Here is a 23,929-nt window from a genome sequence, read left to right as displayed (position 1 = left end):
GGTAATTCCTGTACGATGCCTGGCCAAGTTAATTTTCTACAGGTTAATGGCCGCCATGCGTGTAAAAGCATCCACCAGCAAAGCAAAGCCAGCTCCAGCCGTCGAAACCAGCGAATCGATCAACAGCCAGATCGCTGCGTTCCTCAAGTCCGGCGGTGAAATCCAGCAAATTGCCAAAGGCGTCAGCGGCCAGACATTCGGCCCGTCCAAGCAGATCACCCTGGGCAAAAAGTAATTCCCTCGCGTCACCTGGTCCCAAAGCGCTTTGAGCTTCGAAGCGCTTGGACTGGAACTCTCGATACTCCCCCGCCCCCCCTTTCAAATCGTTTAGAAATCGACGAACGGCCTTCATTGCCGATCATTCGCCGGTATCCTTGCACACGTCTGGATCAAGCGTTTCAGCGGGCTCACCAGCCTGTCCTCGCTGTTCATGGAGTGACGCATGTTCAAACCTTTCTATCTATCGGCATTACTCGCCAGCCTGCTGGCATGCTCCGTAGCACACGCACAAATCTTTCAGCGTGAACTGGGTACCTTCGACCTCAAGCTCGGCACCACCCCCACCCGCAGCATGGCCCAGGGCCTGGTCAAACCTTCGGCTGTCGGCTCGTTCCACGGTGGCCTGGACCTGAGCCACGACAGCGGTTTCTACGTGGGCCAATGGTCGCCCAGCATGGGCATCAGCCCGGGGAAAAACCTCGAGCTCGATTCCTACATGGGCTTTAAACAACCCTTCGACCAAACCCTCGGCTACGAAGTGGGCCTGATCCGCTACAGCTACCCCGAAGTCACGACCCCTGACAGCCAGGAACTGTTCGGCGGCCTGACCTTGCTTGGCAGCCGTTTCGGTATCGCCTTCAGCAATGACCCAGACAAACAGAACAACACCCTGTTCGCTGACTTGAGCGGCAATCAACCGTTCGGTGTCGGCATCAGCCTGAAATACACCACCCACCAATTCAATACGCCAGTGGCGGTGGATGGAGGGAACGTAGGCAGTTTTACCGATTGGTCGCTGAAATTGTCCCGCCCGTTCATGGGCATCGACCTCGACCTGATCTACAGTGACTCCAGCCTGAGCGGCAGCGGTTGCTCGGCCTATGCCGGGCACAACAGTCAGTGCGACGGGCTGGTGACGCTCAAGGCCGAACACGCGTTCTATTGATCGGCTGAACTGCCGGACTCCTCCCGGGTTCACATGAGAATCAGCCCCCGAAAGCTGGCTTTCGCAAGGATTCGCCCATGTCCCGCTGGTTCAAATATATCGCGGTTGTGTTGACCATTGCCCTCGCCCTCGGCGCGTGCAGCCGCGTGGGCCTGGCCTACCGCAATCTCGATGTGATCATCCCGTGGACGCTCAGCGACTACCTGGACATGAACGGCGAGCAAAAGAGCTGGCTGAACGAACGCCTGAAGGAACACCTGAGCTGGCACTGCACCACCCAATTGCCCGGCTACCTCGACTGGCTGGACCGCCTGCAAACCATGATCGCCACCAACCAGGTCACCGATGCCGCCTTGCAGGCCCGCGCCCGTGAAGCCGAACAGGCGATCGCCGAGATCGCACGGGAAATCACCCCGTCGGCCATCGAGTTGCTGCAAGGGCTGGATGACAAACAAGTCGCCGAAATGAACCAAGCCTTTGCCAGGGATCAGCGCAAACGCCAGGAGGAATACCTCAAGCCTTCCCTCGACCAGCAGATCAAGGAGCGCGGCGCGCGCATGGAGAAGCGCCTGAACGACTGGCTCGGGCCTTTGAGCATTTCTCAGCAACAGCGAGTCGCCACCTGGTCCAACGCCTTGGGCAACCAGAACTCCCAGTGGATTGCCAACCGTATCCATTGGCAGAAGCAGTTCAGCGCAGCCGTTGCGCAACGCCAGAGTCCACAATTCCCACAACGGATCGAGACACTTTTGGTCAATCGCGAGAGTTTGTGGACACCCGCCTATCGTCAGGCCTTCGCCAACACCGAAGCCCAGGCGCGCTCGCTGTTCGTGGATCTGATGGCTGAAAGCACGCCGGACCAGCGTGAGCGTTTGCTGAAAAAAATCGAGCGGGTAAGGAAGGATTTCAGCGACTTGAAGTGTTTAAAAACGCTGAAACAAAGTTAAGCCCCACACAATTCCTCTGTGGGCGATCCTATGGTTGAGGTGAAACCTTCAGCCGGGCTTCTGCTGACGACTGACCGGCGGTATGTCGAATTCCACGCAAGCCAAACGACTAGGCTGTGTAAGTCACCTCCCCGCCCCACGCAGGAGAAAACATCATGAACATTCAGAATCATCCCGTCGTGTCGCGGGAAGAATGGCTCGTCGCACGCAAACAGCACCTTGCCCACGAAAAAGCCTTTACCAAGGAAAGGGACAGACTCAGCGCCGAACGCCGCGCTCTGCCCTGGGTGAAAATCGACAAGGACTACCGCTTCCAGGGGCCCAACGGCGAACTGAAACTGGCGGACCTGTTTGGCGGACGCAGTCAATTGGTCATCTACCACTTCATGTTTGGCAAAGGCTGGGACGAAGGTTGCTCTGGCTGCTCGTTCCTCTCCGATCACATCGACGGCGCCAACCAGCACCTGGCCCACCACGACATTGCGGTCGTGGCGGTTTCCCACGCACCGTTCGCTGAATTCCAGGCGTTCAAGCGGCGCATGGGCTGGAAGTTCGACTGGGTGTCGTCAGCAGGTTCTGATTTCAATTACGACTTTGGCGTCAGTGCCCGAGCCGAAGACGCCGCCGCCGGAACCGCTATGTACAACTACGAAAAAACCGACGGATCCGAGGAAGAACTCCCCGGCCTCAGCGTGTTTTATCGCAATGACGCCGGGGAAGTTTTCCATACCTACTCCACCTATGCCCGGGGCCTGGACATGCTGGTCGGCGCCTACAACTACCTTGACCTGACGCCCAAGGGCCGCAACGAAGAGGAGATCATGGAGTGGGTGCGGCATCACGACAAATATGAGGAACAGGAGCAGTCGAGCTGCTGTCATGGGGGTTAGCCCCAGGCACTGAGGCACGACCTTCGCGGGCAAGCCACGCTCCCACAGGTATTGTGTCGTACACAAGATATGTGTTCACACCAGGCACCTGTGGGAGCGGGCTGGGCGCACATAAAAAAACCGGACATCAGTCCGGTTTTTTTTGAGTCACGACAACGGCTTACTCAGCCGCCGGTGCTTCCGGCTTGCGGCGCTTGAGCGGGGCCATGCCGTCCTTGCTGACCAGCGAATCGCTCTTCGGCCGGTTGGCGCTCTTGCGCTTGGTCGGGGTCTTGGCGGCGGTTTTCTTCTTGTCGCCCTTGGCGTCGGTCTTTTTCTTCTTCACGCCGACGGCCTTGCCCGAGGCCTTGACCTTTTTCGGTCCGCCGTAGGTGCCTTTGACTTCCTTGATGGTACGACGCTCGAAGCTCTGCTTGAGGTAGCGCTCGATGCTCGACATCAGGTTCCAGTCGCCGTGGCAGATCAGCGAGATCGCCAGGCCATCGTTACCGGCGCGACCGGTACGACCGATGCGGTGCACATATTCGTCGCCGCTGCGCGGCATGTCGAAGTTGATCACCAGGTCCAGACCGTCCACGTCCAGACCGCGGGCGGCGACGTCGGTGGCCACGAGGATTTTCACGCCGCCCTGCTTCAGGCGGTCGATCGCCAGTTTGCGATCCTTCTGATCTTTCTCGCCGTGCAGCACGAACGCTTTGTATTCCTGCGCTACCAAGCGACCGTAGATGCGGTCGGCCATGGCTCGGGTGTTGGTGAAGACGATGGCCTTCTGGTAGGTCTCGTTGGCCAGCAGCCAGTTGACGATCTGTTCTTTGTGCTGATTGTGGTCAGCGGTAATGATTTGCTGGCGGGTGGTGTCGTTCAGCTGGCTGACCGCATTGAGCTGCAAGTGCTCGGGGTTGTTCAGGACCTTGGCGATCATCTCGCGCAGACCCGAACCACCGGTGGTAGCAGAGAACAGCATGGTCTGCTGACGGTTGGTGCACTCTTCCACCAGACGCTGAACGTCTTCGGCGAAGCCCATGTCGAGCATGCGGTCGGCTTCGTCGAGCACCAGTACTTCAACTTCTTTCAAGTCGAGGTTGCCTGCGTTCAGTTGCTCGATCATCCGGCCCGGCGTACCGATCAGGATGTCCGGCACCTTGCGCAGCATCGCGGCCTGGACTTTGAAGTCTTCGCCGCCGGTGATCAGGCCGGACTTGATGAAGGTGAACTGCGAGAAGCGTTCAACTTCTTTCAGGGTCTGCTGGGCCAGTTCGCGGGTCGGCAGCAGGATCAGGGTCTTGATGCTGACGCGGATTTTCGCCGGGCCGATCAGACGGTTGAGGATGGGCAAAACGAATGCAGCGGTTTTGCCGCTACCGGTTTGCGCCGTCACCCGCAGGTCACGCCCCTGGAGCGCCAGCGGGATGGCCGCGGCTTGCACAGGCGTTGGCTCGACAAATTTCAGCTCGGCCACGGCTTTGAGCAGGCGTTCGTGCAGGGCGAATTGGGAAAACACGGGTGCTACCTCGAAGAAATGCAAAAAAACAGCTGCATAGGGTAACGGTTTCGAGCGCTCAGGCCGAGTTTCTTTATACAAATGGCGCTAAACAGTTGGTTTTTTGTTGCCTGATTTTTCCCGAAACGTAATACAACGCGTCTTAAATGCTCTAATCCCCCTCTCGCGCCTTACAGAAGAATCGTTTTCGACCATGGATATCAAACAGCTCTGGACCAACGTCCTGGACCTTTGGGGTGCCCTCGACCAGCACCCGCTCGTGCACTCCAGCCTGTCGCTGTTGCTGCTGTTGGCGATTGCCCTGTTCCTCGGACGGGTGGCGCGCTACCTCATTCTGCACGCGACGAAAATGCTCGGCCGCCAGCCGACCTTGCACTGGATCAATGATTTCCTGCAGAACAAGGTGTTCCATCGCCTGGCGCAGATCACGCCTTCGCTGGTGATCCAGTTCGGTCTCAATCTGGTGCCGGATCTGAGCAAGACCAGTCTGAATTTCCTCGGCAACGTCGCGCTGTCCTTCACCTTGCTGTTTCTGCTGCTGTCGGTCAGCGCCCTGCTCAATGCCCTGCTGGACATCTACGCCCGCACCGAGCACGCCCGCACCCGTTCGATCAAAGGCTATGTGCAATTGGCGAAAATGGTGTTGTACGTGTTTGGCGCGATCATCATCGTCGCCACGCTGATCGACCGCTCTCCGCTGTTGCTGCTCTCGGGTCTGGGTGCCATGTCGGCGGTGATTCTGCTGGTCTACAAGGACACCCTGCTGTCGTTCGTCGCCAGCGTGCAGTTGACCAGCAACGACATGCTGCGGGTCGGCGACTGGATCGAGATGCCCCAGGTCGGTGCCGATGGCGATGTGGTGGACATCACGCTGCACACGGTCAAGGTGCAGAACTTCGACAAGACCATCGTCTCGATCCCGACCTGGCGCCTGATGTCCGAGTCATTCAAGAACTGGCGCGGCATGCAGGCTTCCGGTGGTCGCCGGATCAAACGCAGCCTGTTCATCGACGCCAGCGGCGTACGCTTTCTGCGTGACGACGAAGAGCAGAAGCTGTCCCAGGTGCACTTGCTCACCGACTACATGACCCGCAAACAGGCCGAACTCAAGGCCTGGAACGAAGCCCAGGGCAACGTCGCGGCCATGTCCGCCAACCGCCGGCGGATGACCAATATCGGCACTTTGCGCGCCTACGCGCTGGCCTATCTGAAGAGTCACGCGGAGATCCAGCCGAACATGACCTGCATGGTGCGTCAGATGCAGACAACGGCCCAGGGTATTCCGCTGGAAATCTACTGTTTCACCCGCACCACGGCGTGGGCCGACTACGAGCGGATCCAGGGGGATATTTTCGACTACCTGTTGGCGGTGCTGCCGGAGTTCGGGTTGAGTCTTTATCAGCAGCCGAGCGGATCGGATTTGCGTGCGGGAATATTGCCGGCGGTGCTGGGCGTGAGCCATCTTCCCGAAGCCGAAAAACGCAGGATGTAACACCACAAAAACAAATGTGGGAGCGAGCCTGCTCGCGATGAGGGCGTGTCAGTCAACATATGAGTCGTCTGACAGTCCGCTATCGCGAGCAGGCTCGCTCCTACAGGGGCTACATCCATTTCAGAATTTGCGGATTACTTGACCTGCCGCTGCGGTGCCTTGTGCACCATGGTGTAGGCGTAATCCACGCCCATGCCGTACGCGCCGCTGTGTTCCAGCACCAGTTCCATCACCGCCTCGTAAGTATCCTTGTGCGCCCAGTCACGTTGGTATTCGAGCAACACTTGCTGCCAGGTCACCGGTACCGCGCCGGCCTGAATCATCCGTTGCACCGACATGTCGTGGGCTTCCTTGCTGGTGCCGCCGGAGGCGTCGGTGACGATGTACACCTCATAGCCTTCAGCCAGGGCTTCCAGTGCCGGGAAAGTCAGGCAGACCTCGGTCCACAGCGCGGCGATGATCAGCTTTTTGCGCCCGGTGGCTTTCACCGCGTCTACCAGTGCCTTGTCTTCCCAGGAGTTCATCGAGGTGCGCTCGATCGGTTTTTGCTCCGGGTGCACGGCCAGCAATTCGGGCCAGATGTAGCCGCTGAAGCTTTCGGTTTCGACCGAGGTGTAGATCGTCGGTACGTTGAAGATCTTCGCCGCCTTGGCCAGGCCAACAGTGTTGTTCTTCAGGGTCTGACGATCGATGGACTGAACGCCGAATGCCATTTGCGGCTGGTGGTCGATCAGGATCAGGGCGGAGTTGGTTGGGTTGAGCAGTTCACGAATAGACATGGCGCGTTCCTTTTGATGTCGATACTTCGAATGGGTAAGGGGTTAGTCGACGCTGCCTTCAGCGGCGTTGTTGTCGGCTTGGATGTCACTTTAGGGGCTGGCGATAAAAGGGACAATTACCTAAAATAGAGAATCATTGATTCTAAAATAGGGACAATATGGACCGCATCGAATGCATGCGCGCCTTCGTCGTCACGGTCGGCGAGAACGGCTTCGCCGCAGCCGCCCGGGCCATGGACGTGCCGCGCTCGAAAGTCAGTAAACAGATTCAGGCGCTGGAAGAAGCCATTGGCGTGCAATTGCTGCAACGCACCACCCGCAGCCTGCACCTGACCGAGGCCGGGGCCGAGTATTTCGATGCAGCACGGGAAGTGTTGGCGGCACTGGACGAGGCCGAGCAACGCGCCCGTGACGGCATCGGCGAGTTACGCGGTGTATTGCGGGTCAATGCGCCGATGTCGTTCGGTCTTCGGCGGCTGGGGCCGTTGATTCCGCTGTTTCATGAACAGCACCCGAACATCGAGCTGCAACTGGTGCTCAGCGACCAGCAGGTCGATCCCGTGCGGGGCGGGTTTGACGTGACCATCCGCATCGCCAGCATGCCCGACTCGACGATGATCGCCCGGCAACTGGCGCCCGCACCGCGCATCATGGTGGCGTCCCCGGCTTATCTCGAACGCGCGGGCGTTCCGCAGACTCCGCAGGATCTGCGCGCCCATCAATGCCTGAACTACGGGTATCTACAGAGCGGTGTCAGCTTGCAACTGTGCAATGGCAAGGAAACCCAGCGTGTGAACGTCACCGGTCCATTGCACGCCAATAATGGCGACCTGCTCGCCCAGGCTGCCGAAGCCGGCATGGGCATCGCCCTGCTGCCTGACTTCATCGTCGAAGATGCGCTGGCGGCCGGGCGGCTGGTGCCGGTGCTGTGCGAATGGCAGGCTCCGGCGATCACCATCAACGCGGTGTATTCGTCGGCGCGGCGGGTGCCGCAGAAGACCCGGGCGTTTATCGAGTTTCTGGTAGGGCAACTGGCGCCGAAGTGATTTTCGGAGATCACGCAATCCCTTGTAGGAGCGAGCCTGCTCGCGATAGCGGTGGATCAGGCAACATCATCGTCGGCTGATACTCCGCAATCGCGAGCAGGCTCGCTCCTACAGGGATATCGGTTTATCCAGGGTTCAGAGAGCGGCCAGAGGTTTGCGCATACCCAACCGACTGATCCACACCGCCAACAAAATCACCGAACCGCCGAGAAACAACCGCCCCAGTTCTTCATGCTGGTTCCAGATCAGCAGATTGATCAGCAACCCCACCGGCACATGCAGGTTGTTCATCACCGCCAGAGTCCCGCCGCTGACCATACATGCACCCTTGTTCCACCAGTAGAGCCCCAAAGCGGTCGAGACCAGGCCGAGGAACAGCAGCACGCCCCATTGCAGCGGCGCTTCAGGCAGGAAGTTCTGTTTGCCGAATAGTAGAAACGCCGGCAACACCACCGCCAGCGCGCCGAGGTAGAAGTAGCCGAAGCGACGGTAATGCGGCAGGTCGCTCGGGTGGCGCGCGACCAGGTGTTTGTACAGCACCTGGCCAGCGGCGTAGGTGAAGTTGGCCAGTTGCAGCAACAGGAAACCCATGAGGAAGTCCGGATTGATCCGGTCAAAGCGAATCACCGCCGCCCCCGCCACCGCCACCAGCGCCGCGACCAGGGCCCAGGGATTGAAGCGACGGTTGAGTGCATCTTCGATCAGGGTCACGTGCAGCGGCGTGAGGATAGTGAACAACAACACTTCCGGCACCGTCAGTACACGAAAGCTCAGGTACAGGCAGACGTAGGTCACGCCAAACTGCAACGCGCCGATCAGCAACATGCCACGCATGAATACCGGCTCAACCGAGCGCCAGCGGGTCAGCGGGATGAACACCAGCCCCGCCAGCAGTACGCGTACCAAGACTGCAAAATAGCTGTCGACATGACCGGCCAGGTATTCGCCAATCAAACTGAAGGAAAACGCCTGGATCAGCGTGACAAAAAGTAGATAGCCCATGCTCGCCTCATTTCGAATGGCGGCGACGATAGCGGTTTTTGCCCTTTATCGCGATCGCTAAACCAACACAAAACCTGTGAGAGCGAGCCCTGTGGCGAGGGGGCTCGCTCCCACAGGGTTACATGGGTGTCTATAAAATCGCAGGCAAAAAAAAGCCCGATCTCGCTAAAGCGTTCAATCGGGCAAGAGCACTCAGGAGCAACAAGTGCGAAGGGAGGTTCGATGCGCGTACAGGCTTGAAGGGTTGCGCCAGGTCACTAGACCATCCAGCGATTATCTGGCGATTAACCGGTCAGGCCACTTGCGAGAGCTTGGCGTTCGCCTGGTTCAGGCCTTTCTCCTGGAAGTCACCGCCCAGGTTCATGCCTTCGGCGTGGATGAACGTCACGTCGTGGATGCCGATAAAGCCCATGACCTGACGCAGGTAGGGTTCCTGGTGATCGGCGGTGCTGCCGGCATAGATGCCGCCGCGGGCCGTCAACACATAGGCACGCTTGCCGCTGAGCAGGCCTTGCGGGCCGGTTTCGGTGTACTTGAAGGTCACGCCGGCCCGCAGTACATGGTCGAGCCAGGCTTTCAGGGTGCTGGGGATGGCGAAGTTGTACATCGGTGCGGCCATCACCAGTACATCGGCGGCGAGCAATTCGTCGGTCAACTGGTTGGAGCGTTCCAGGGACGCCTGTTCGATGTCGCTGCGCTGCTCGGCGGGTTTCATCCAGCCACCCAGCAGGTTGATGTCCAGGTGCGGCACCGGTTTGACGGCCAGGTCCCGGATGGTGATCTGGTCATTCGGGTGAGCGGCTTTCCACTGGCTGATGAAGGTCTGGGTCAGTTGACGGGAAACCGAGTCTTGCTGACGGGCACTGCTTTCGATGATCAGAACGCGGGACATGGGATGTAGCCTCCATCTGAGAATGCTGTAGGTCGATGGAGTGAAGGTTAAACAGAGTCATATCGATGAAAAAGCGCAAATAATTGCTATAACCCATCAATAAATTCGTTTATAAGCAAACATTGCCCCCTGTGGGAGCGAGCCCTGTGGCGAGGGGCCTCGCTCCCACAGAAGATCGAGGTCATTTCGGGGTGCAGGTCAGCTCGATGCGCAGCTTGATGATGCTGCGGGTGAATTTGACGGTGGCATTTTTGTGCTTGCCGGCCGGTACGTCGATCTTGCGGGTGCGCGGAGCTTCAGGGCCATTGATGAAAACGGCCTTGCAGCTCGCATCGACGTCACCGTAGTTGGCCACCTGAATGGAGCCGATGTCGCTATCCGTGTCGTAGGTCTGGTAATCGATCTTCATGCCGTTGAGGTCTTTCTTCACGTCGATCGGGTAAGCCATCGCCGTCAGCGGCAGCAGCGCCAGCAGCACACAACAGAATTTTTTCATTCAGCAGCCTCCAGTAAGGGCTGCCAGCTTAGGACAAGAGGAGCTCCACATGAAAGCGCCCCGCGTGACCCTTGATCAATGGCGAACGCTGCAAGCCGTGGTCGATCACGGTGGTTTCGCCCAGGCCGCCGAGGCACTGCATCGCTCGCAATCGTCGGTCAGCTACACCGTGGCACGCATGCAGGATCAGCTCGGCGTGCCGTTGCTGCGCATCGACGGGCGCAAAGCCGTGCTGACCGAAGCCGGCGGCGTGCTGTTGCGCCGTTCCCGGCAATTGGTGAAACAGGCCAGTCAGCTGGAAGACCTGGCCCATCACATGGAGCAGGGCTGGGAAGCCGAAGTGCGCCTGGTGGTCGATGCCGCTTACCCAAGCGCCCGCCTCGTCCGCGCCTTGACCGCGTTCATGCCGCAAAGCCGTGGCTGCCGGGTGCGTCTGCGTGAAGAAGTGCTGTCGGGCGTGGAGGAAGTCCTGCTCGAAGGCGTGGCCGACCTGGCCATCACCGGGTTCAGCATTCCCGGTTACCTGGGCGCGGAATTGAGCGACGTCGAGTTCGTGGCGGTCGCCCATCCGGAGCATCCCCTGCACCGCCTCAACCGCGAACTGAGCTTCCAGGACCTGGAAAGCCAGATGCAAGTGGTGATCCGCGACTCCGGGCGCCAGCAACCACGGGACGTCGGCTGGCTCGGTGCCGAACAGCGCTGGACCGTCGGCAGCCTGGCCACCGCCGCAACCTTCGTCAGCAGCGGTCTGGGGTTTGCGTGGTTGCCCCGGCACATGATCGAACGGGAACTCAAGGAAGGTACGCTCAAGCTGCTACCGTTGGATCAGGGCGGTAGCCGCAACCCGAGTTTTTACCTGTATTCGAACAAGGACAAACCGCTCGGGCCAGCTACGCAGATTCTCATCGAACTGCTGCGTACGTTTGACACCGCACCACTGGACGCACCGTTCGCCGCCCCCGAACAAGCCTGACACGGAGTGTATGCATGGCCTATTTCGAACACGAAGGTTGCAACCTGCACTATGAGGAATATGGCCACGGCACGCCGCTGCTGCTGGTCCACGGCCTGGGTTCCAGCACGCTGGACTGGGAAAAACAGATCCCGGCACTGGCTACCCGCTACCGGGTGATTGTCCCGGATGTGCGCGGTCACGGTCGTTCGGACAAACCCCGGGAGCGCTACAGCATTGCCGGATTCAGCGCTGACCTGATTGCACTGATCGAGCACCTCAATCTCGGCCCGGCACATTATGTCGGCCTGTCGATGGGCGGCATGATCGGCTTCCAGTTGGGCGTGGATCAGCCGCAACTGCTCAAGAGCCTGTGCATCGTCAACAGCGCGCCCGAGGTCAAACTGCGCAGCCGCGATGACTACTGGCAGTGGTTCAAGCGCTGGAGCCTGATGCGCGCCCTTAGCCTGGGCACCATCGGCAAGGCGCTGGGCGGCAAGTTGTTCCCCAAGCCCGAGCAGGCCGACTTGCGACAAAAGATGGCCGAACGCTGGGCAAAAAACGATAAACATGCTTATCTCGCCAGCTTCAATGCCATTGTCGGCTGGGGGGTTCAGGAACGACTTTCGAAGGTCACCTGTCCAACCCTCATCGTCAGTGCCGACCGTGACTACACACCGGTGGCGCTGAAGGAAAACTACGTCAAACTGCTGCCCGACGCGCGGCTGGTGGTGATCGCCGATTCCCGCCACGCCACGCCGCTGGACCAGCCGGAACACTTCAACCAGACGCTGCTGGAATTTCTGACCACAGTCGACACCACCACTCAGGATCACTGACCCATGCTGAAAAAAATCGCCCTCGCCGCAGGCTCCGTCCTGTTTGCCGCCAACCTGATGGCCGCGACGCCGGAAAAGGCCCCGCATGTGCTGCTGGACACCACCAATGGCCAGATCGAAATCGAACTGGACCCGGTCAAGGCCCCGATCAGTACCAGGAACTTCCTTGAGTACGTCGACAGCGGCTTCTACAACAACACGATTTTCCACCGGGTGATTCCGGGTTTCATGGTCCAGGGCGGCGGCTTCACCCAGGCCATGCAGCAAAAAGACACCAAGGACCCGATCAAGAACGAGCACAAGAACGGCCTGGTCAACGTGCGTGGCACCTTGTCCATGGCCCGTACCTCGGTGCCTGACTCGGCCACCAGCCAGTTCTTCATCAACGTCAAGGACAACGACTTCCTTGACCAGGGCGACGGCTACGCGGTGTTCGGCAAAGTGGTCAAAGGCATGGACGTGGTCGATATCATCGTCAATTCGCCAACCACCGTTCGTAGCGGCATGAAGGACGTACCGGCCGACCCGGTGTTCATCAAGTCGGCCAAGCGCATCGACTGAGACTAAGCTGGACAAGGATGTCCGAGCCGTTGCCGGCTTTGCCGGCAACGCTCAAACCGTTTAAAGGAGAGCCCGTTCGCGGGCGAAAAAAACATGCTTTATCGCCGTTTTGAAAAACTGATCGATGTTTTCCGTGAAGCCCCGACGGCGTCTCCGCCGGACCGGGTTTTCCCCTTTTACACGTATTACCTCAAGCAGGTCTGGCCGAGCTTCGCCGCCCTGCTGATCGTCGGCCTGATGGGTGCCTTGATCGAAGTGGCATTGTTCAGCTACCTGAGCCGCATCATCGACCTGGCCCAAGGCACGCCGAACGTCAGTCTGTTCCAGGATCATGCCCTCGAACTGAGCTGGATGGTGGTGGTTGCTCTGGTGCTGCGCCCCATTTTCGTGGGCCTGCATGACCTGCTGGTGCACCAGACCCTGAGTCCCAGCATGACCAGCATGATCCGCTGGCAGAACCACAGCTACGTGCTCAAGCAGAGCCTGAATTTCTTCCAGAACGACTTCGCCGGGCGCATCGCCCAACGCATCATGCAAACCGGCAACTCACTGCGCGATTCCGCCGTGCAAGCGGTGGATGCGTTGTGGCATGTGTTGATCTACGCCATCAGCTCCCTGGTGCTGTTCGCCGAAGCCGACTGGCGCCTGATAATCCCGCTGCTGACCTGGATCTTCGCCTTCATCGGTGCCCTCTGCTACTTCGTGCCACGGGTCAAGGATCGCTCGGTGGTGGCGTCCGATGCGCGCTCCAAACTCATGGGGCGGATTGTCGACGGCTACACCAACATCACCACCCTGAAGCTGTTCGCCCACACCAACTTCGAGCAGCAGTACGCCCGCGAAGCGATCAAGGAACAGACCGAGAAGGCGCAACTGGCCGGCCGCGTGGTCACCAGCATGGACGTGGCCATCACCAGCATGAACGGCTTGCTGATCGTCTGCACCACCGGCCTGGCCCTGTGGCTGTGGACCCAGTCGTTGATCAGCGTGGGTGCCATCGCCCTGGCCACTGGCCTGGTGATCCGCATCGTCAACATGTCCGGCTGGATCATGTGGGTGGTCACCGGCATTTTCGAAAACATCGGCATGGTGCAGGACGGTCTGCAGACCATTTCGCAACCGGTCTCCGTTACCGACCGCGACCAGGCCAAACCCCTGGCGGTGGCCCGTGGCGAAGTGCGCTTCGAACAGGTGGACTTCCACTACGGCAAGCGGAGCGGGATCATCGGTGACCTCAACCTGACCATCAAGGCCGGTGAAAAAATCGGCCTGATCGGCCCGTCCGGTGCCGGAAAATCGACCCTGGTGAACCTGCTGCTGCGCCTGTACGACGTCGAAGGCGGACGCATCCTGATCGACGGCCAGAATATCGCCGACGTCAGCCAGGAAAGCCTGCGCGAACGCATCGGCATGATCACCCAGGACACGTCGCTGCTGCACCGCTCGATCCGCGACAACCTGCTGTATGGCAAGCCCGACGCCACCGACGCGCAACTCTGGGAAGCGGTGCACAAGGCCCGGGCTGATGGCTTCATTCCTTCACTGTCGGACGCCGAAGGCCGCACCGGTTTCGATGCCCACGTCGGTGAGCGCGGGGTGAAACTCTCCGGCGGCCAGCGCCAGCGCATCGCCATTGCCCGAGTGCTGCTCAAGGACGCGCCGATCCTGATCATGGACGAGGCCACCTCGGCACTGGATTCGGAAGTCGAAGCGGCGATCCAGGAAAGCCTCGAAACCCTGATGCAGGGCAAAACCGTGATCGCCATCGCTCACCGGCTCTCGACCATCGCCCGGATGGACCGGCTGGTGGTGCTGGAAAACGGCAAGATCGCCGAAACCGGCAGCCATGCCGAACTGCTGGCCCATGGCGGTTTGTATGCGCGGCTGTGGCAACACCAGACCGGTGGGTTTGTCGGGATCGATTGATCCTCAGGATGGCTACATTACCTGTAGGAGCGAGCTTGCTCGCGATGGATCAAAGAACGCCGCGCGGTGTCAGGCTCTCAGCATTATCGTTGACGACCATCGCGAGCAAGCTCGCTCCTACAGCTGAAAGATTTTAGAAAACCTCAGGCCCCGCCAACAACGGGGCCTGGCGGTTTTTTATGCCTGCTGGAATTCTGAAAAAACCGTGCTGTACTGACTTCGACGTTCTGGAGGTGGTTCTGCAGTCCATCGGCTGGATGCTAAAGGCAGCATAATCTCGAAAGGACACTCTCTTATGTCTCTGTTAAAACGTTCGGCGACTGAGTTGGCAGGTACGTTCTGGCTGGTGTTGGGTGGTTGCGGCAGTGCGGTGCTGGCGGCGGCTTTTCCGGATGTCGGGATCGGCCTGCTCGGGGTGTCCTTCGCATTTGGCCTGACCGTGCTGACCATGGCTTTCGCCATCGGCCATATTTCCGGCTGTCATCTCAATCCTGCGGTGTCCCTCGGCCTAGTGGTGGGTGGGCGCTTTGCGGCCAAGGAATTGCCGGCCTACATCGTCGCCCAGGTCATTGGCGGCGTGATTGCAGCTACCCTGCTGTACTTCATTGCCAGCGGTAAACCCGGTTTCGAACTGGCAGGAGGCCTGGCGTCCAACGGCTATGGCGAACACTCGCCTGGCGGCTATTCGATGGCGGCAGGGTTTGTCTGTGAACTGGTGATGACGGCGATGTTCATCCTGATCATCCTCGGTGCCACCGACAAACGTGCACCGGCAGGCCTGGCACCGATTGCCATCGGCCTGGGGCTGACGCTCATCCACCTGATCTCGATCCCGGTCACCAACACCTCGGTCAACCCGGCACGCAGCACCGGCCCGGCGCTGATCGTTGGTGGCTGGGCGATTCAACAATTGTGGATGTTCTGGGTCGCACCGCTGCTCGGCGCAGTGCTCGGCGGGGTGTTGTATCGCTGGCTGGGCAAAGAAGAAAACTGAAACGCTGAAGATCAGCCTTGTCGATAAGGCAAGGCTGACTTCGCCTCCTCTGCATAGGCCAACACTCCCAGGCGCTCCTGCTCCAGAAAGTCGTTCACCGCCGCTTTCAATCCGGGATGCCGCAAGTAGTGCCAGGAATGGGTAATGACTGGCTCGAATCCACGAATCAGTTTGTGCTCGCCCTGGGCTCCGGCATCGAAACGCTGGAAACCGTTGGCGATGGCATAGTCCATGCCTTGATAGAAACAGGTCTCGAAATGCAGGCGATCGAACTCCGCCAGGCATCCCCAGTAACGGCCATAAAAGCGGTCACCCCCCACCAGACTGAACGCCATCGCCACTGGCCGTGAACCTTGTTTGGCCAGCACCACGCGAATCGACTCCGGCATGCGTTCGGCCAACAGGCTGAAAAACCCCCGCGTCAAATACGGCGCTTGCCGGCGCACCGCATAGGTATTGGCGTAGCAGGCATAGACGAAATCCCATTGCGCCTGACTCAGCTCCCGCCCTTCAAGCCACTCAAACTCGAAGCCCTGCCCGGCCACCTGCTCGCGCTCCTTGCGCATCTGTTTACGCTTGCGCGAACTGAGCGCATCGAGGAAGTCTTGGAAATCCCGGTAGCCGCGATTCTGCCAGTGGTATTGACAGCCAACGCGCTGCAGCCAGCCCGGTTGCTCGCTCAGTGCCGCGTCGGTGAACGGATCGGTGAAGTTGATGTGGGCGCTGGAGAGCCCTTCGAGTTCAAGGTAGCCCGGCAGGCTTTTCAATAACTCGAAACCGTCTTCGACCGTGGCCGCCAACAGCCGCGGCCCGCTGACGGGACTGAACGGCACAGCCGTCAACAGCTTGGGATAGTAATCGATGCCTGCACGTTCGCAGGCATCGGCCCAGGCATGATCGAACACGTACTCGCCATAGGAATGCCACTTGCGGTATCCGGGGAGCGCGGCGATCAGTCGATCCCCTTCGACGTGCAATAAATGCTCGGGCTGCCAGCCGGTATGGGGTCCGACGCTGCCGCTGTCTTCCAGTGCGCTCAAAAAGGCGTGACGCAGAAAAGGCTGAGTCTCGGGCACCAGTGCGTCCCACGTTTGCGGGGCGATTTCTGACAGTTTTTGCAGACGTTGCAACGGCATCACCATCCTCACTCTTCATGGCGTGAAAGCCCCGCGAGTATCGCCTATCGCTCTGCATTGCACACGAGCAAACCGACGACAGCGCTCTAACTCAATAGTTCACGACGGCTTTGTATCGTCATCGACATGACATCACAGTGCCACTGCTCTGTCATAAACCATCGCGATACTGGCGCCTGTTTTTAGAGCGCCGGGTTATACCCGGTCACTGTTTTCCGCCCCTAACGGTCGGTTGTGTCCCGGATGGCTCTGTCATCCGCTCTCATCTTCGGAGATTGATATGCGTCTTGCTTCCACGAAAACTGCGGCGGCCTTGTGCGGTGGCCTGCTGCTGGCCATGAGTGTTCCGGCCAGTGCCGCAGTCGACGCCAAACTGCTCGATATGCTCAAGGCTAACGGCTCGATCACCAACGCGCAGTACAGCGAACTGCAAGCCGAGCTGGCCAGGGATCAGAAAGACCAGCAGATCGCCCGTCAGGCTCAGCAAGAGACTAACGAACAAATCGCGGCCACCGCGAAGAAAACCGACGCACTGAGCACCTTTGACCAGAAGCTGGCATGGGCCGCCAAGACCCAGTTCAAGGGTGACGTGCGCTTCCGTGAAGAAACCGTGCACAACGATGGCGTGCCAAACAACAAGGACCAGGACCGTCAGCGCATTCGTGCCCGCCTGGGTGCCTACAGCGAAATCAACCCGCAGGTCGATACCGGCATCCGTATCGCCACTGGCAGCAACGACGACGCTCGCTCGACCAACCAGGACCTGAACAACTACTTCGACAAGAAGCAGATCTGGCTGGACCAGGGTTACATCGACTACCACCCGGACGCAATCAAGAACCTTCACCTGGTTGGCGGCAAGATGCCGCAACAATGGGTGAGCATGGGCGACATCATCTGGGATAGCGACATCAACCCGGAAGGCCTGGCCGTCACCTACAAGTACCCGCTGAGCGGCAGCACCGAGCTGTTCGGTAGTGCCGGTCACTACACCCTCAAGGACAACGTCGACGGCGAAGGCGTGCAGTTCAAGCACGACCTGCGTCTGTACGCGGGTCAATTGGGTGGTCGCTTCGCCATCACCGACAGCATGAAAATGACGCTGGGCGGCAGTATCTACTCCTACGACAACGACAGCAGCAGTGCCTGCCCTACCTCCGGCACCGTTACCACGCCATGCGCCCTGGCCGTCAACGGCAACAGCCCGGGCGAAACCTTCAAACTGTACGAAGGCTTTGGTCAACTGGACTTCAGCAACCTGCCAGTCCCGCTGTCGATCTACGGTCAGTACGTCAACAACACCGATGCCAGCAACGACCAGGACACCGGCTGGCTGGCCGGTGTGAAGTCCAGGCTCTACGGCTTCAACGTGGACTACAACTACCGCGACGTGCAGCGTAACGCTGTGGTTGGCGCCTTCACCGACTCTGACTTCGCCAACGGATTCACCGGTTCGCGCGGCAGCAAGCTGAAAGTGAGCTACGATCTGGACAAGAACTTCGCCCTGGGCGCGACCTACTTCATGGCGACCTCGGACCAGACCAACGCCAACATCAACAAGAAGGATTCGGACATCAACACCCTGCAACTGGATGCCGAAGCCAAGTTCTGATTCACCCCGCTACACGACCCGGACAAGGAAGCCCGGGCCGCTTTTACAGCCTGGCGTTGGTGCATCGGTCCCCATCATCCTCCGATGCATCAACGCCGGGCTGTTCGTTTTTGCCAACCCTCCCTTGTAGGAGCGAGCTTGCTCGCGAAGGTCGTCAACGATAACGCGTGCAATCTGGATGAACGCAGCGTCTCTGAGTTCTTCGCGAGCAAGCTCGCTCCTACATCCTACAATTTGCGCAGCAACACGCTACCTATCGAATAACCGGCGCCGAACGAGCTGAGCACGGCCAGCGAACCGGCGGCCAGATCGTCCTGGTTCTTGTGGAACGCAATCACGGAGCCGGCGGAGCTGGTATTGGCGTAGGTATCGAGAATCACCGGCGCTTCCTGTTCGGTAGCGTCGCGGCCCAGCAGTTTCTTGACGATCAGGTGGTTCATGCTCAGGTTGGCCTGGTGCAGCCAGAAGCGCTTCACGTCGCTGACGTTGAGCTGGTTCTCTTCCAGATGCGTTGCGACCAGCTCGGCCACCATCGGGCAAACGTCACGGAACACCTTGCGGCCTTCCTGCACGAACAGTTTGTCCCTGGCACCGATGCCCTCTTCCGCCGCGCGGTTGAGGAAGCCGAAGTTGTTGCGGATGTTGTTGGAGAACTTGGTCAGCAGCTTGGTACTGACGATGTCGAACTGGTACCTGGACGTCGCAAGGTCAGCACGTTCGATGATCACCGCGGTGGCGGCATCGCCGAAGATGAAGTGGCTGTCACGGTCGCGGAAGTTCAGGTGTCCGGTGCAGACTTCCGGGTTGACCATCAGGACTGCCCGCGCCTGGCCCAGTTGCACGCTGTTGGCGGCGGTCTGGATACCGAAGGTCGCCGAGGAACACGCCACGTTCATGTCGAAACCGAAACCCTGGATGCCCAGCGCTTCCTGGACTTCGATGGCAATGGCCGGGTAAGCACGTTGCAGGTTGGAGCAGGCGACGATCACGCCGTCGATGTCCGCTGCGGTCTTGCCGGCACGCTGCAAGGCTTGTTCGGCCGCGCCGATGGCCATCTGGCAGAGCACCGACCACTCGTCGTTGGAGCGCTCAGGCAGGCGTGGAGCCATGCGTTGCGGGTCGAGGATGCCTTCCTTGTCCATGACAAAGCGGCTCTTGATGCCGGAAGCTTTTTCGATGAACGCTACGCTGGATTCGGTCAATGCCTGCACTTCACCGCGCGCAATGGCATCGGCGTTGTCGGCGTTGAATTGCGCGACGTAAGTATTGAAAGACTGCACCAGCTCTTCATTGGAAATGCTGTTGGCCGGGGTGTACAGGCCGGTGCCGCTGATGACGACGTTATGCATGGTCGTGTCTCTAATCTGTTCAGGCAGAAAGCATTGGCACCGACGTACCAATACACAAAGGATCTATTCCCATCCGGGGGACGCAAACCTGGCATCGCTTTATTCCGACCTGCCCGAGACCGTAAAGGCTCAAAACCGCGGGGCCGGCGTTTATAGGCGCGAAGTTTGCCATAAACCGTGGGTTTTGGCCCCTTTTTGCAAGAGCAACGCCATACCTTGTAGGAGCGAGCTCGCTCGCGATGGTCGTCAACGATAACGCTTCGTGCCTGACACCCCGCGGCGTTCTTGAACTCATCGCGAGCAAGCTCGCTCCTACAGGGATCAGGTCAAGGCTCGACCTGGCTCCACTGCTTGTTCAGGCGCTTGTCGGAAATAGGCACCTGGGTTCCCAACTGTTGCGCAAACAGCGAAACCCGGTACTCCTCCAGCCACCAGCGATACAACTCCAGCTGCGGATCGCGCTTGCCTTCCTGGGCGTGTTTGTTGGCGCGGGTTTGGTATTGCGTCCATAGACCGGACAATTCACCACTCCAGACCCGGTCGCGCTGCACCTGGGCGCCGATTTTTTCGAAGCGCTGCTCGATCGCCTTGAGGTAACGCGGCAACTCCTTGAGCCACTGCATCGGTGTTTCCCGGACAAACCCCGGATAGACCAAGTGGCTGAGCTGTTGCTTGATATCGTTCAGGGCCACGGCTTGCGCCAGATCGATCTTGCCCTTGAAGCGCTTTTGCAAGCCGTGCCAGAGCTTGAGGATTTCCAGGGTCAGCTTCGCCACACGTTCGGCGTGCTCGGTCCAGGCGCCACGTTTGCGCTCGGCCAGCGACGCCAATCCAGCGCCATCGCGTGGCAGCGGGTCTTCGCCTTCAAGAATGCAGCTGTCGAGGCTGGCCAGCAGAATGTCTTCCACCAGCGCATCGACGCGCCCCATGTCGCGGTACAGCAGGCCCAGTTCGGTCAGCCCCGGCAATTTGCCGCGCAGGAATTTGGCCGACTCGGCCAGTTGCTGCATCAGCAGGCGTTGCAGGGCACGGCGATGCTGGAACTCGGCCTCGGCCGGCGTCGAAAAACGCCCTTCCTTGACCGTACCGCTCTCCTCCACCAGCGCCGGATACACCGTCATCGACAGCCCGGCGATCTTCTGCTGGGTTTTCTCGGCCACGGCGGCGAATACTTTCGGCTCCACCGGCTGCTGGCTCTTCGCGGTTTGCGGCACCGCCAATGCCGCCTGGCTGGCCTCGGCGAAACGCGCCGTCAGTTCGGCCAGATCGCGACCTTCACCGAGGAACTTGCCCTGGGCGTCGACGATTTCCAGATTCATCCGCAGATGGCTTTCGACCTGCTGCGTCGCCTCACTCCAGGCTTCGTCGCTGACCCGCGCGCCGGTCATGCGCAGCAGCTCGCGCCCCAGGGCCTGAGGCAGTGAGCCCTCGGCAAATGTCATGCGTTGCAAGGCCGCTTTGACGAAGTCCGGCACGGGTACGAAATTCTTGCGCAGGGCCTTGGGCAGGTTGCGTACCAGGGCAATGCACTTGGCTTCGATGACACCGGGCACCAGCCATTCCAGGCGTTCCGGTGGCAGCATCGGCAACAGCGGCGCCGGCACGCGCAGGGTCACACCGTCCCGTGGATGGTTGGGTTCGAAGTGGTAACTGAGGGCCAACTCCAGATCGCCGAGATGCAGCGTATCCGGGTAATGCTGGGCGGTGACTTCACTGGCTTCGCGGGCCAGCACGTCTTCTTCGCGCATGATCAGCAGTTGCGGGTCTTTCTGGCTGTTGATCCGATACCAACTGTCGAAGGTCGCCGTCTGATGGATCTCCGCCGGCAATCGCGCGTCATAGAAGGCGTACAGGGTTTCTTCGTCGGCGAGGATGTCGCGGCGACGGGCCTTGGCTTCCAGTTCGTCGAGTTGCTCCAGCAACTGCGCGTTGGCCGACAAACACTTGGCCTTGGACTGAATCTCTCCGCGTACCAGCGCTTCACGGATGAACAGTTCCCGCGAAACCACCGGATCCACCGGGCCGTAATGCACCGGCCGACGCCCGACCACGATCAACCCGAACAGGGTGATCTGTTCGAACGCCACGACCTGGCCGCGCTTCTTCTCCCAGTGGGGTTCGAAATGGTTTTTCTTGATCAGGTGCCCGGCCAGTGGCTCGATCCAGTCGGCATCGATCTTCGCCACCATGCGCGCATAAAGCTTGGTGGTTTCCACCAGTTCGGCGGTCATCAGCCACTGCGGACGCTTTTTACCGATACCCGACGACGGATGAATCCAGAACCGCCGCTGACGCGCGCCGAGGTAATCGCCTTCTTCCGTTTTCTGGCCGATCTGGCTCAGCAACCCCACCAGCACCGCCTTGTGCAGTTTCGGATAGTCCGCCGGCTCTTTGTTGAGGCTCAGCTGCATGTCGCGGCAGATCAGGCTCAGCTGACGATGGGAGTCGCGCCATTCGCGCAGGCGCAGGTAATTCAGGAAGTTCTTGCGGCACCAGTTGCGCAAAGGATTGGTAGTCAGCGCCAGGCGCTGCTCTTCGAAACCGCGCCACAGATTGACCAGCCCGGCGAAGTCCGAGTCGGCGTCTTTCCATTGCGCGTGAGCCTGATCCGCCGCTTGCTGACGCTCCGGCGGGCGCTCGCGCGGGTCCTGGATCGACATGGCACTGGCAACGATCAACACTTCCTGCAAGCTGCCGAGTTTCGCCGCCTCCAGCAACATGCGGCCCATGCGCGGGTCCACCGGCAAGCGCGCCAATTGCCGGCCGAGCGGCGTCAACTGGCTGTTGCGATCCACCGCCGAGAGTTCCTGCAGCAGGTTGTAACCGTCGCTGATGGCCTTGCCATCCGGCGGCTCGATGAACGGAAACGCGCTGACCTCACCGAGGCGCAGATGCAGCATCTGCAAAATGACCGCCGCGAGGTTGGTCCGCAGGATTTCCGGATCAGTAAATTCCGGGCGACCGAGAAAATCCTCCTCGCTGTACAGACGCACGCAAATGCCCGGCTCGACCCGCCCGCAACGACCTTTACGCTGATTGGCGCTGGCCTGGGAAATGGCTTCAATAGGCAGGCGCTGGACCTTGGCCCGGTAGCTGTAACGGCTGATGCGCGCGGTGCCGCTGTCGATCACGTAACGAATGCCCGGCACGGTCAGCGAAGTTTCCGCGACGTTGGTCGCCAGCACCACGCGACGGCCCGGGTGCGACTGGAAAATCCGCTGCTGCTCGGCCGGCGACAATCGTGCGTACAACGGCAGGATTTCAGTGTGCTTGAGCTGCGCCTTGCGCAGCATGTCGGCGGCGTCGCGAATCTCGCGCTCACCCGGCAGGAACACCAGCACGTCACCGGGACTGCGGCGTTCGCTGCGCTCAAAGGCGGCAATTTCGTCGAGGGTGGCGAGGATCGCCTGATCCACCGTCAGGTCGTCCTCGACGCGGTTACCCTCTTCGTCCTGCTCCAGCGTCAGCGGGCGATACCAGGTGTCCACCGGGAAAGTACGGCCGGAGACTTCGACAATTGGCGCGTCATCGAAGTGTTTGGAGAAGCGTTCGAGGTCGATAGTCGCCGAAGTAATGATGACTTTCAGATCGGGACGACGCGGCAGCAGGGTTTTCAAGTAGCCGAGCAGAAAGTCGATATTGAGGCTGCGTTCGTGGGCTTCGTCGACGATGATCGTGTCGTAGCGTTCCAGATACCGGTCGTTCTGGGTTTCGGCCAGCAGGATGCCGTCGGTCATCAGTTTGATCAGGGTGTTGGAATCGCTCTGATCCTCGAAACGCACCTGATAGCCGACCAGTGCGCCCAACGGCGTGCCGAGCTCTTCGGCGACCCGGCTGGCCACACTGCGCGCAGCGATCCGCCGCGGCTGGGTGTGACCGATCAGGCCATGCTGGCCGCGACCGATTTCCAGGCAGATCTTCGGCAACTGGGTGGTCTTACCCGAGCCGGTCTCACCGGCGATGATCAGCACTTGGTGCTTTTCCAGCGCCCTCTTGATTTCGTCGCGCTTGGCGGCGATCGGCAGGCTGTCGTCGTAACGAATCACCGGCAGGCTGGCCTTGCGCGCCAGCACCTGATCGCAGGACGCCTGCATCCGCGTCACCCACTGGCCCAGCCTGGCCTCGTCGGGTTTCTTGCGCAGCTCAAGCAACTGCCGCCGCAGCCGGTGGCGGTCGGCGAGCATGGCGTGATCGAGGTTTTTCAGCAGTTTGTCGATGGAGGGCGATTCGTCGGTCATCGGGTACGCAATTCAGTCGTCTAGTGGCGCAGGGTGCCGATTGTCGCAGATTTGGCATGGATTGCGGGTGTTCGTGGCTGGCTCCCCTGTAGGAGCTGCCGAAGGCTGCGAT

The 23,929-nt window shown here is 59.9% G+C and carries 20 protein-coding genes; 12 read left to right on the top strand and 8 right to left on the bottom strand.

The genetic code is table 11. The features are described 5' to 3' along the window. The first annotated feature begins 46 nt into the window (after window positions 1–46). The 4 genes from C8K63_RS21775 to C8K63_RS21760 all read left to right on the top strand — a co-directional run bounded on the left by C8K63_RS21775 (window position 47) and on the right by C8K63_RS21760 (window position 3,002). Window positions 47–235 (top strand): hypothetical protein, encoded by a 189-nt coding sequence (locus C8K63_RS21775; protein ID WP_015096330.1) that lies wholly within the window; start codon window positions 47–49, stop codon window positions 233–235. Window positions 236–442: 207 nt separating this feature from the next. Continuing rightward, window positions 443–1,165, top strand: coding sequence for a TorF family putative porin (locus C8K63_RS21770; protein WP_108218561.1), 723 nt, complete (start codon window positions 443–445; stop codon window positions 1,163–1,165). 77 nt (window positions 1,166–1,242) lie between these two features. Continuing rightward, entirely contained in the window at window positions 1,243–2,112 is an 870-nt protein-coding gene (locus tag C8K63_RS21765; RefSeq protein ID WP_108218560.1) for a DUF6279 family lipoprotein, read from the top strand. A 155-nt stretch (window positions 2,113–2,267) separates the two neighbouring features. Then, entirely contained in the window at window positions 2,268–3,002 is a 735-nt protein-coding gene (locus C8K63_RS21760; protein WP_108218559.1) for a thioredoxin family protein, read from the top strand. A 160-nt stretch (window positions 3,003–3,162) separates the two neighbouring features. Here the strand turns inward: C8K63_RS21760 and C8K63_RS21755 are convergent, their stop codons facing one another. Further along, window positions 3,163–4,503 (bottom strand): DEAD/DEAH box helicase, encoded by a 1,341-nt coding sequence (locus tag C8K63_RS21755; RefSeq protein ID WP_108218558.1) that lies wholly within the window; start codon window positions 4,501–4,503, stop codon window positions 3,163–3,165. Window positions 4,504–4,696: 193 nt separating this feature from the next. On the opposite strand from C8K63_RS21755, the gene C8K63_RS21750 reads away from it, so the two are divergent. Continuing rightward, entirely contained in the window at window positions 4,697–5,995 is a 1,299-nt protein-coding gene (locus C8K63_RS21750; RefSeq protein WP_108218557.1) for a mechanosensitive ion channel family protein, read from the top strand. 134 nt (window positions 5,996–6,129) lie between these two features. Here C8K63_RS21750 and C8K63_RS21745 read toward each other — a convergent pair whose 3' ends face one another. After that, a complete protein-coding gene (locus C8K63_RS21745) occupies window positions 6,130–6,774 on the bottom strand; it encodes a hydrolase (protein WP_108218556.1) in 645 nt (214 codons plus the stop codon). Window positions 6,775–6,932: 158 nt separating this feature from the next. Here C8K63_RS21745 and C8K63_RS21740 point away from each other — a divergent pair, with 158 nt between their 5' ends. Next, entirely contained in the window at window positions 6,933–7,820 is an 888-nt protein-coding gene (locus C8K63_RS21740; protein WP_108218555.1) for a LysR family transcriptional regulator, read from the top strand. A gap of 135 nt (window positions 7,821–7,955) precedes the next feature. On the opposite strand, the gene C8K63_RS21730 is transcribed toward C8K63_RS21740, so the two are convergent. The 3 genes from C8K63_RS21730 to C8K63_RS21720 form a co-directional block, all read right to left on the bottom strand. Beyond that, a complete protein-coding gene (locus C8K63_RS21730) occupies window positions 7,956–8,822 on the bottom strand; it encodes a carboxylate/amino acid/amine transporter (protein WP_108218554.1) in 867 nt (288 codons plus the stop codon). Window positions 8,823–9,114: 292 nt separating this feature from the next. Next, the gene (locus tag C8K63_RS21725) at window positions 9,115–9,714 is read right to left on the bottom strand and encodes an FMN-dependent NADH-azoreductase (RefSeq protein WP_108218553.1); all 600 of its coding nucleotides are present in this window, start codon (window positions 9,712–9,714) and stop codon (window positions 9,115–9,117) included. Between the two features lie 181 nt (window positions 9,715–9,895). Continuing rightward, window positions 9,896–10,210 carry a 3-phosphoglycerate kinase gene (locus C8K63_RS21720; protein WP_108218552.1) on the bottom strand — a complete coding sequence of 105 codons (315 nt, stop codon included), beginning with the start codon at window positions 10,208–10,210 and terminating at the stop codon, window positions 9,896–9,898. Window positions 10,211–10,259: 49 nt separating this feature from the next. On the opposite strand from C8K63_RS21720, the gene C8K63_RS21715 reads away from it, so the two are divergent. The 5 genes from C8K63_RS21715 to aqpZ all read left to right on the top strand — a co-directional run bounded on the left by C8K63_RS21715 (window position 10,260) and on the right by aqpZ (window position 15,482). After that, window positions 10,260–11,183 carry a LysR family transcriptional regulator gene (locus C8K63_RS21715; protein WP_008018223.1) on the top strand — a complete coding sequence of 308 codons (924 nt, stop codon included), beginning with the start codon at window positions 10,260–10,262 and terminating at the stop codon, window positions 11,181–11,183. Between the two features lie 14 nt (window positions 11,184–11,197). Beyond that, window positions 11,198–12,001: an alpha/beta fold hydrolase gene (locus tag C8K63_RS21710; protein WP_108218551.1), complete on the top strand. Its 804-nt coding sequence runs from the start codon at window positions 11,198–11,200 to the stop codon at window positions 11,999–12,001. A 3-nt stretch (window positions 12,002–12,004) separates the two neighbouring features. Then, window positions 12,005–12,562, top strand: coding sequence for a peptidylprolyl isomerase (locus C8K63_RS21705; RefSeq protein WP_108218550.1), 558 nt, complete (start codon window positions 12,005–12,007; stop codon window positions 12,560–12,562). A 93-nt stretch (window positions 12,563–12,655) separates the two neighbouring features. After that, complete coding sequence (locus tag C8K63_RS21700; protein ID WP_108218549.1) at window positions 12,656–14,488, top strand: ABC transporter ATP-binding protein; 1,833 nt, start codon at window positions 12,656–12,658, stop codon at window positions 14,486–14,488. A gap of 295 nt (window positions 14,489–14,783) precedes the next feature. Next, a complete protein-coding gene (gene aqpZ / locus C8K63_RS21695; RefSeq protein WP_108218548.1) occupies window positions 14,784–15,482 on the top strand; it encodes an aquaporin Z in 699 nt (232 codons plus the stop codon). Window positions 15,483–15,493: 11 nt separating this feature from the next. Here the strand turns inward: aqpZ and C8K63_RS21690 are convergent, their stop codons facing one another. After that, complete coding sequence (locus tag C8K63_RS21690; protein WP_108218701.1) at window positions 15,494–16,618, bottom strand: GNAT family N-acetyltransferase; 1,125 nt, start codon at window positions 16,616–16,618, stop codon at window positions 15,494–15,496. A gap of 280 nt (window positions 16,619–16,898) precedes the next feature. Here C8K63_RS21690 and C8K63_RS21685 point away from each other — a divergent pair, with 280 nt between their 5' ends. Next, a complete protein-coding gene (locus tag C8K63_RS21685; RefSeq protein ID WP_108218547.1) occupies window positions 16,899–18,230 on the top strand; it encodes a putative porin in 1,332 nt (443 codons plus the stop codon). A gap of 227 nt (window positions 18,231–18,457) precedes the next feature. On the opposite strand, the gene C8K63_RS21680 is transcribed toward C8K63_RS21685, so the two are convergent. Both C8K63_RS21680 and hrpA read right to left on the bottom strand, forming a co-directional pair. Beyond that, window positions 18,458–19,579 carry a beta-ketoacyl-ACP synthase III gene (locus C8K63_RS21680; RefSeq protein WP_108218546.1) on the bottom strand — a complete coding sequence of 374 codons (1,122 nt, stop codon included), beginning with the start codon at window positions 19,577–19,579 and terminating at the stop codon, window positions 18,458–18,460. 326 nt (window positions 19,580–19,905) lie between these two features. Then, window positions 19,906–23,817, bottom strand: coding sequence for an ATP-dependent RNA helicase HrpA (gene hrpA, locus C8K63_RS21675; RefSeq protein ID WP_108218545.1), 3,912 nt, complete (start codon window positions 23,815–23,817; stop codon window positions 19,906–19,908). Between the last annotated feature and the right edge of the window lie 112 nt (window positions 23,818–23,929).

Origin of the sequence: Pseudomonas sp. GV085 (genome assembly GCF_003050925.1) — a bacterium.
Classification (GTDB): Bacteria; Pseudomonadota; Gammaproteobacteria; order Pseudomonadales; family Pseudomonadaceae; genus Aquipseudomonas.
Note: the sequence above shows the minus strand (reverse complement) of the source record. Positions and strands in the feature narration are given on the sequence as shown.

Excerpts from the sequence above, each read along its gene's own strand:
- C8K63_RS21690 (WP_108218701.1), bottom strand. The coding sequence starts at position 16,618 with ATGCCGTTGCAACGTCTGCAAAAACTGTCAGAAATCGCCCCGCAAACG.
- C8K63_RS21680 (WP_108218546.1), bottom strand. The coding sequence starts at position 19,579 with ATGCATAACGTCGTCATCAGCGGCACCGGCCTGTACACCCCGGCCAAC.
- C8K63_RS21760 (WP_108218559.1), top strand. The coding sequence starts at position 2,268 with ATGAACATTCAGAATCATCCCGTCGTGTCGCGGGAAGAATGGCTCGTC.
- C8K63_RS21700 (WP_108218549.1), top strand. The coding sequence starts at position 12,656 with ATGCTTTATCGCCGTTTTGAAAAACTGATCGATGTTTTCCGTGAAGCC.
- C8K63_RS21775 (WP_015096330.1), top strand. The coding sequence starts at position 47 with ATGGCCGCCATGCGTGTAAAAGCATCCACCAGCAAAGCAAAGCCAGCT.
- aqpZ (WP_108218548.1), top strand. The coding sequence starts at position 14,784 with ATGTCTCTGTTAAAACGTTCGGCGACTGAGTTGGCAGGTACGTTCTGG.
- C8K63_RS21685 (WP_108218547.1), top strand. The coding sequence starts at position 16,899 with ATGCGTCTTGCTTCCACGAAAACTGCGGCGGCCTTGTGCGGTGGCCTG.
- C8K63_RS21770 (WP_108218561.1), top strand. The coding sequence starts at position 443 with ATGTTCAAACCTTTCTATCTATCGGCATTACTCGCCAGCCTGCTGGCA.
- C8K63_RS21730 (WP_108218554.1), bottom strand. The coding sequence starts at position 8,822 with ATGGGCTATCTACTTTTTGTCACGCTGATCCAGGCGTTTTCCTTCAGT.
- C8K63_RS21710 (WP_108218551.1), top strand. The coding sequence starts at position 11,198 with ATGGCCTATTTCGAACACGAAGGTTGCAACCTGCACTATGAGGAATAT.
- C8K63_RS21715 (WP_008018223.1), top strand. The coding sequence starts at position 10,260 with ATGAAAGCGCCCCGCGTGACCCTTGATCAATGGCGAACGCTGCAAGCC.
- C8K63_RS21720 (WP_108218552.1), bottom strand. The coding sequence starts at position 10,210 with ATGAAAAAATTCTGTTGTGTGCTGCTGGCGCTGCTGCCGCTGACGGCG.
- C8K63_RS21705 (WP_108218550.1), top strand. The coding sequence starts at position 12,005 with ATGCTGAAAAAAATCGCCCTCGCCGCAGGCTCCGTCCTGTTTGCCGCC.
- hrpA (WP_108218545.1), bottom strand. The coding sequence starts at position 23,817 with ATGACCGACGAATCGCCCTCCATCGACAAACTGCTGAAAAACCTCGAT.
- C8K63_RS21750 (WP_108218557.1), top strand. The coding sequence starts at position 4,697 with ATGGATATCAAACAGCTCTGGACCAACGTCCTGGACCTTTGGGGTGCC.
- C8K63_RS21745 (WP_108218556.1), bottom strand. The coding sequence starts at position 6,774 with ATGTCTATTCGTGAACTGCTCAACCCAACCAACTCCGCCCTGATCCTG.
- C8K63_RS21765 (WP_108218560.1), top strand. The coding sequence starts at position 1,243 with ATGTCCCGCTGGTTCAAATATATCGCGGTTGTGTTGACCATTGCCCTC.
- C8K63_RS21740 (WP_108218555.1), top strand. The coding sequence starts at position 6,933 with ATGGACCGCATCGAATGCATGCGCGCCTTCGTCGTCACGGTCGGCGAG.
- C8K63_RS21725 (WP_108218553.1), bottom strand. The coding sequence starts at position 9,714 with ATGTCCCGCGTTCTGATCATCGAAAGCAGTGCCCGTCAGCAAGACTCG.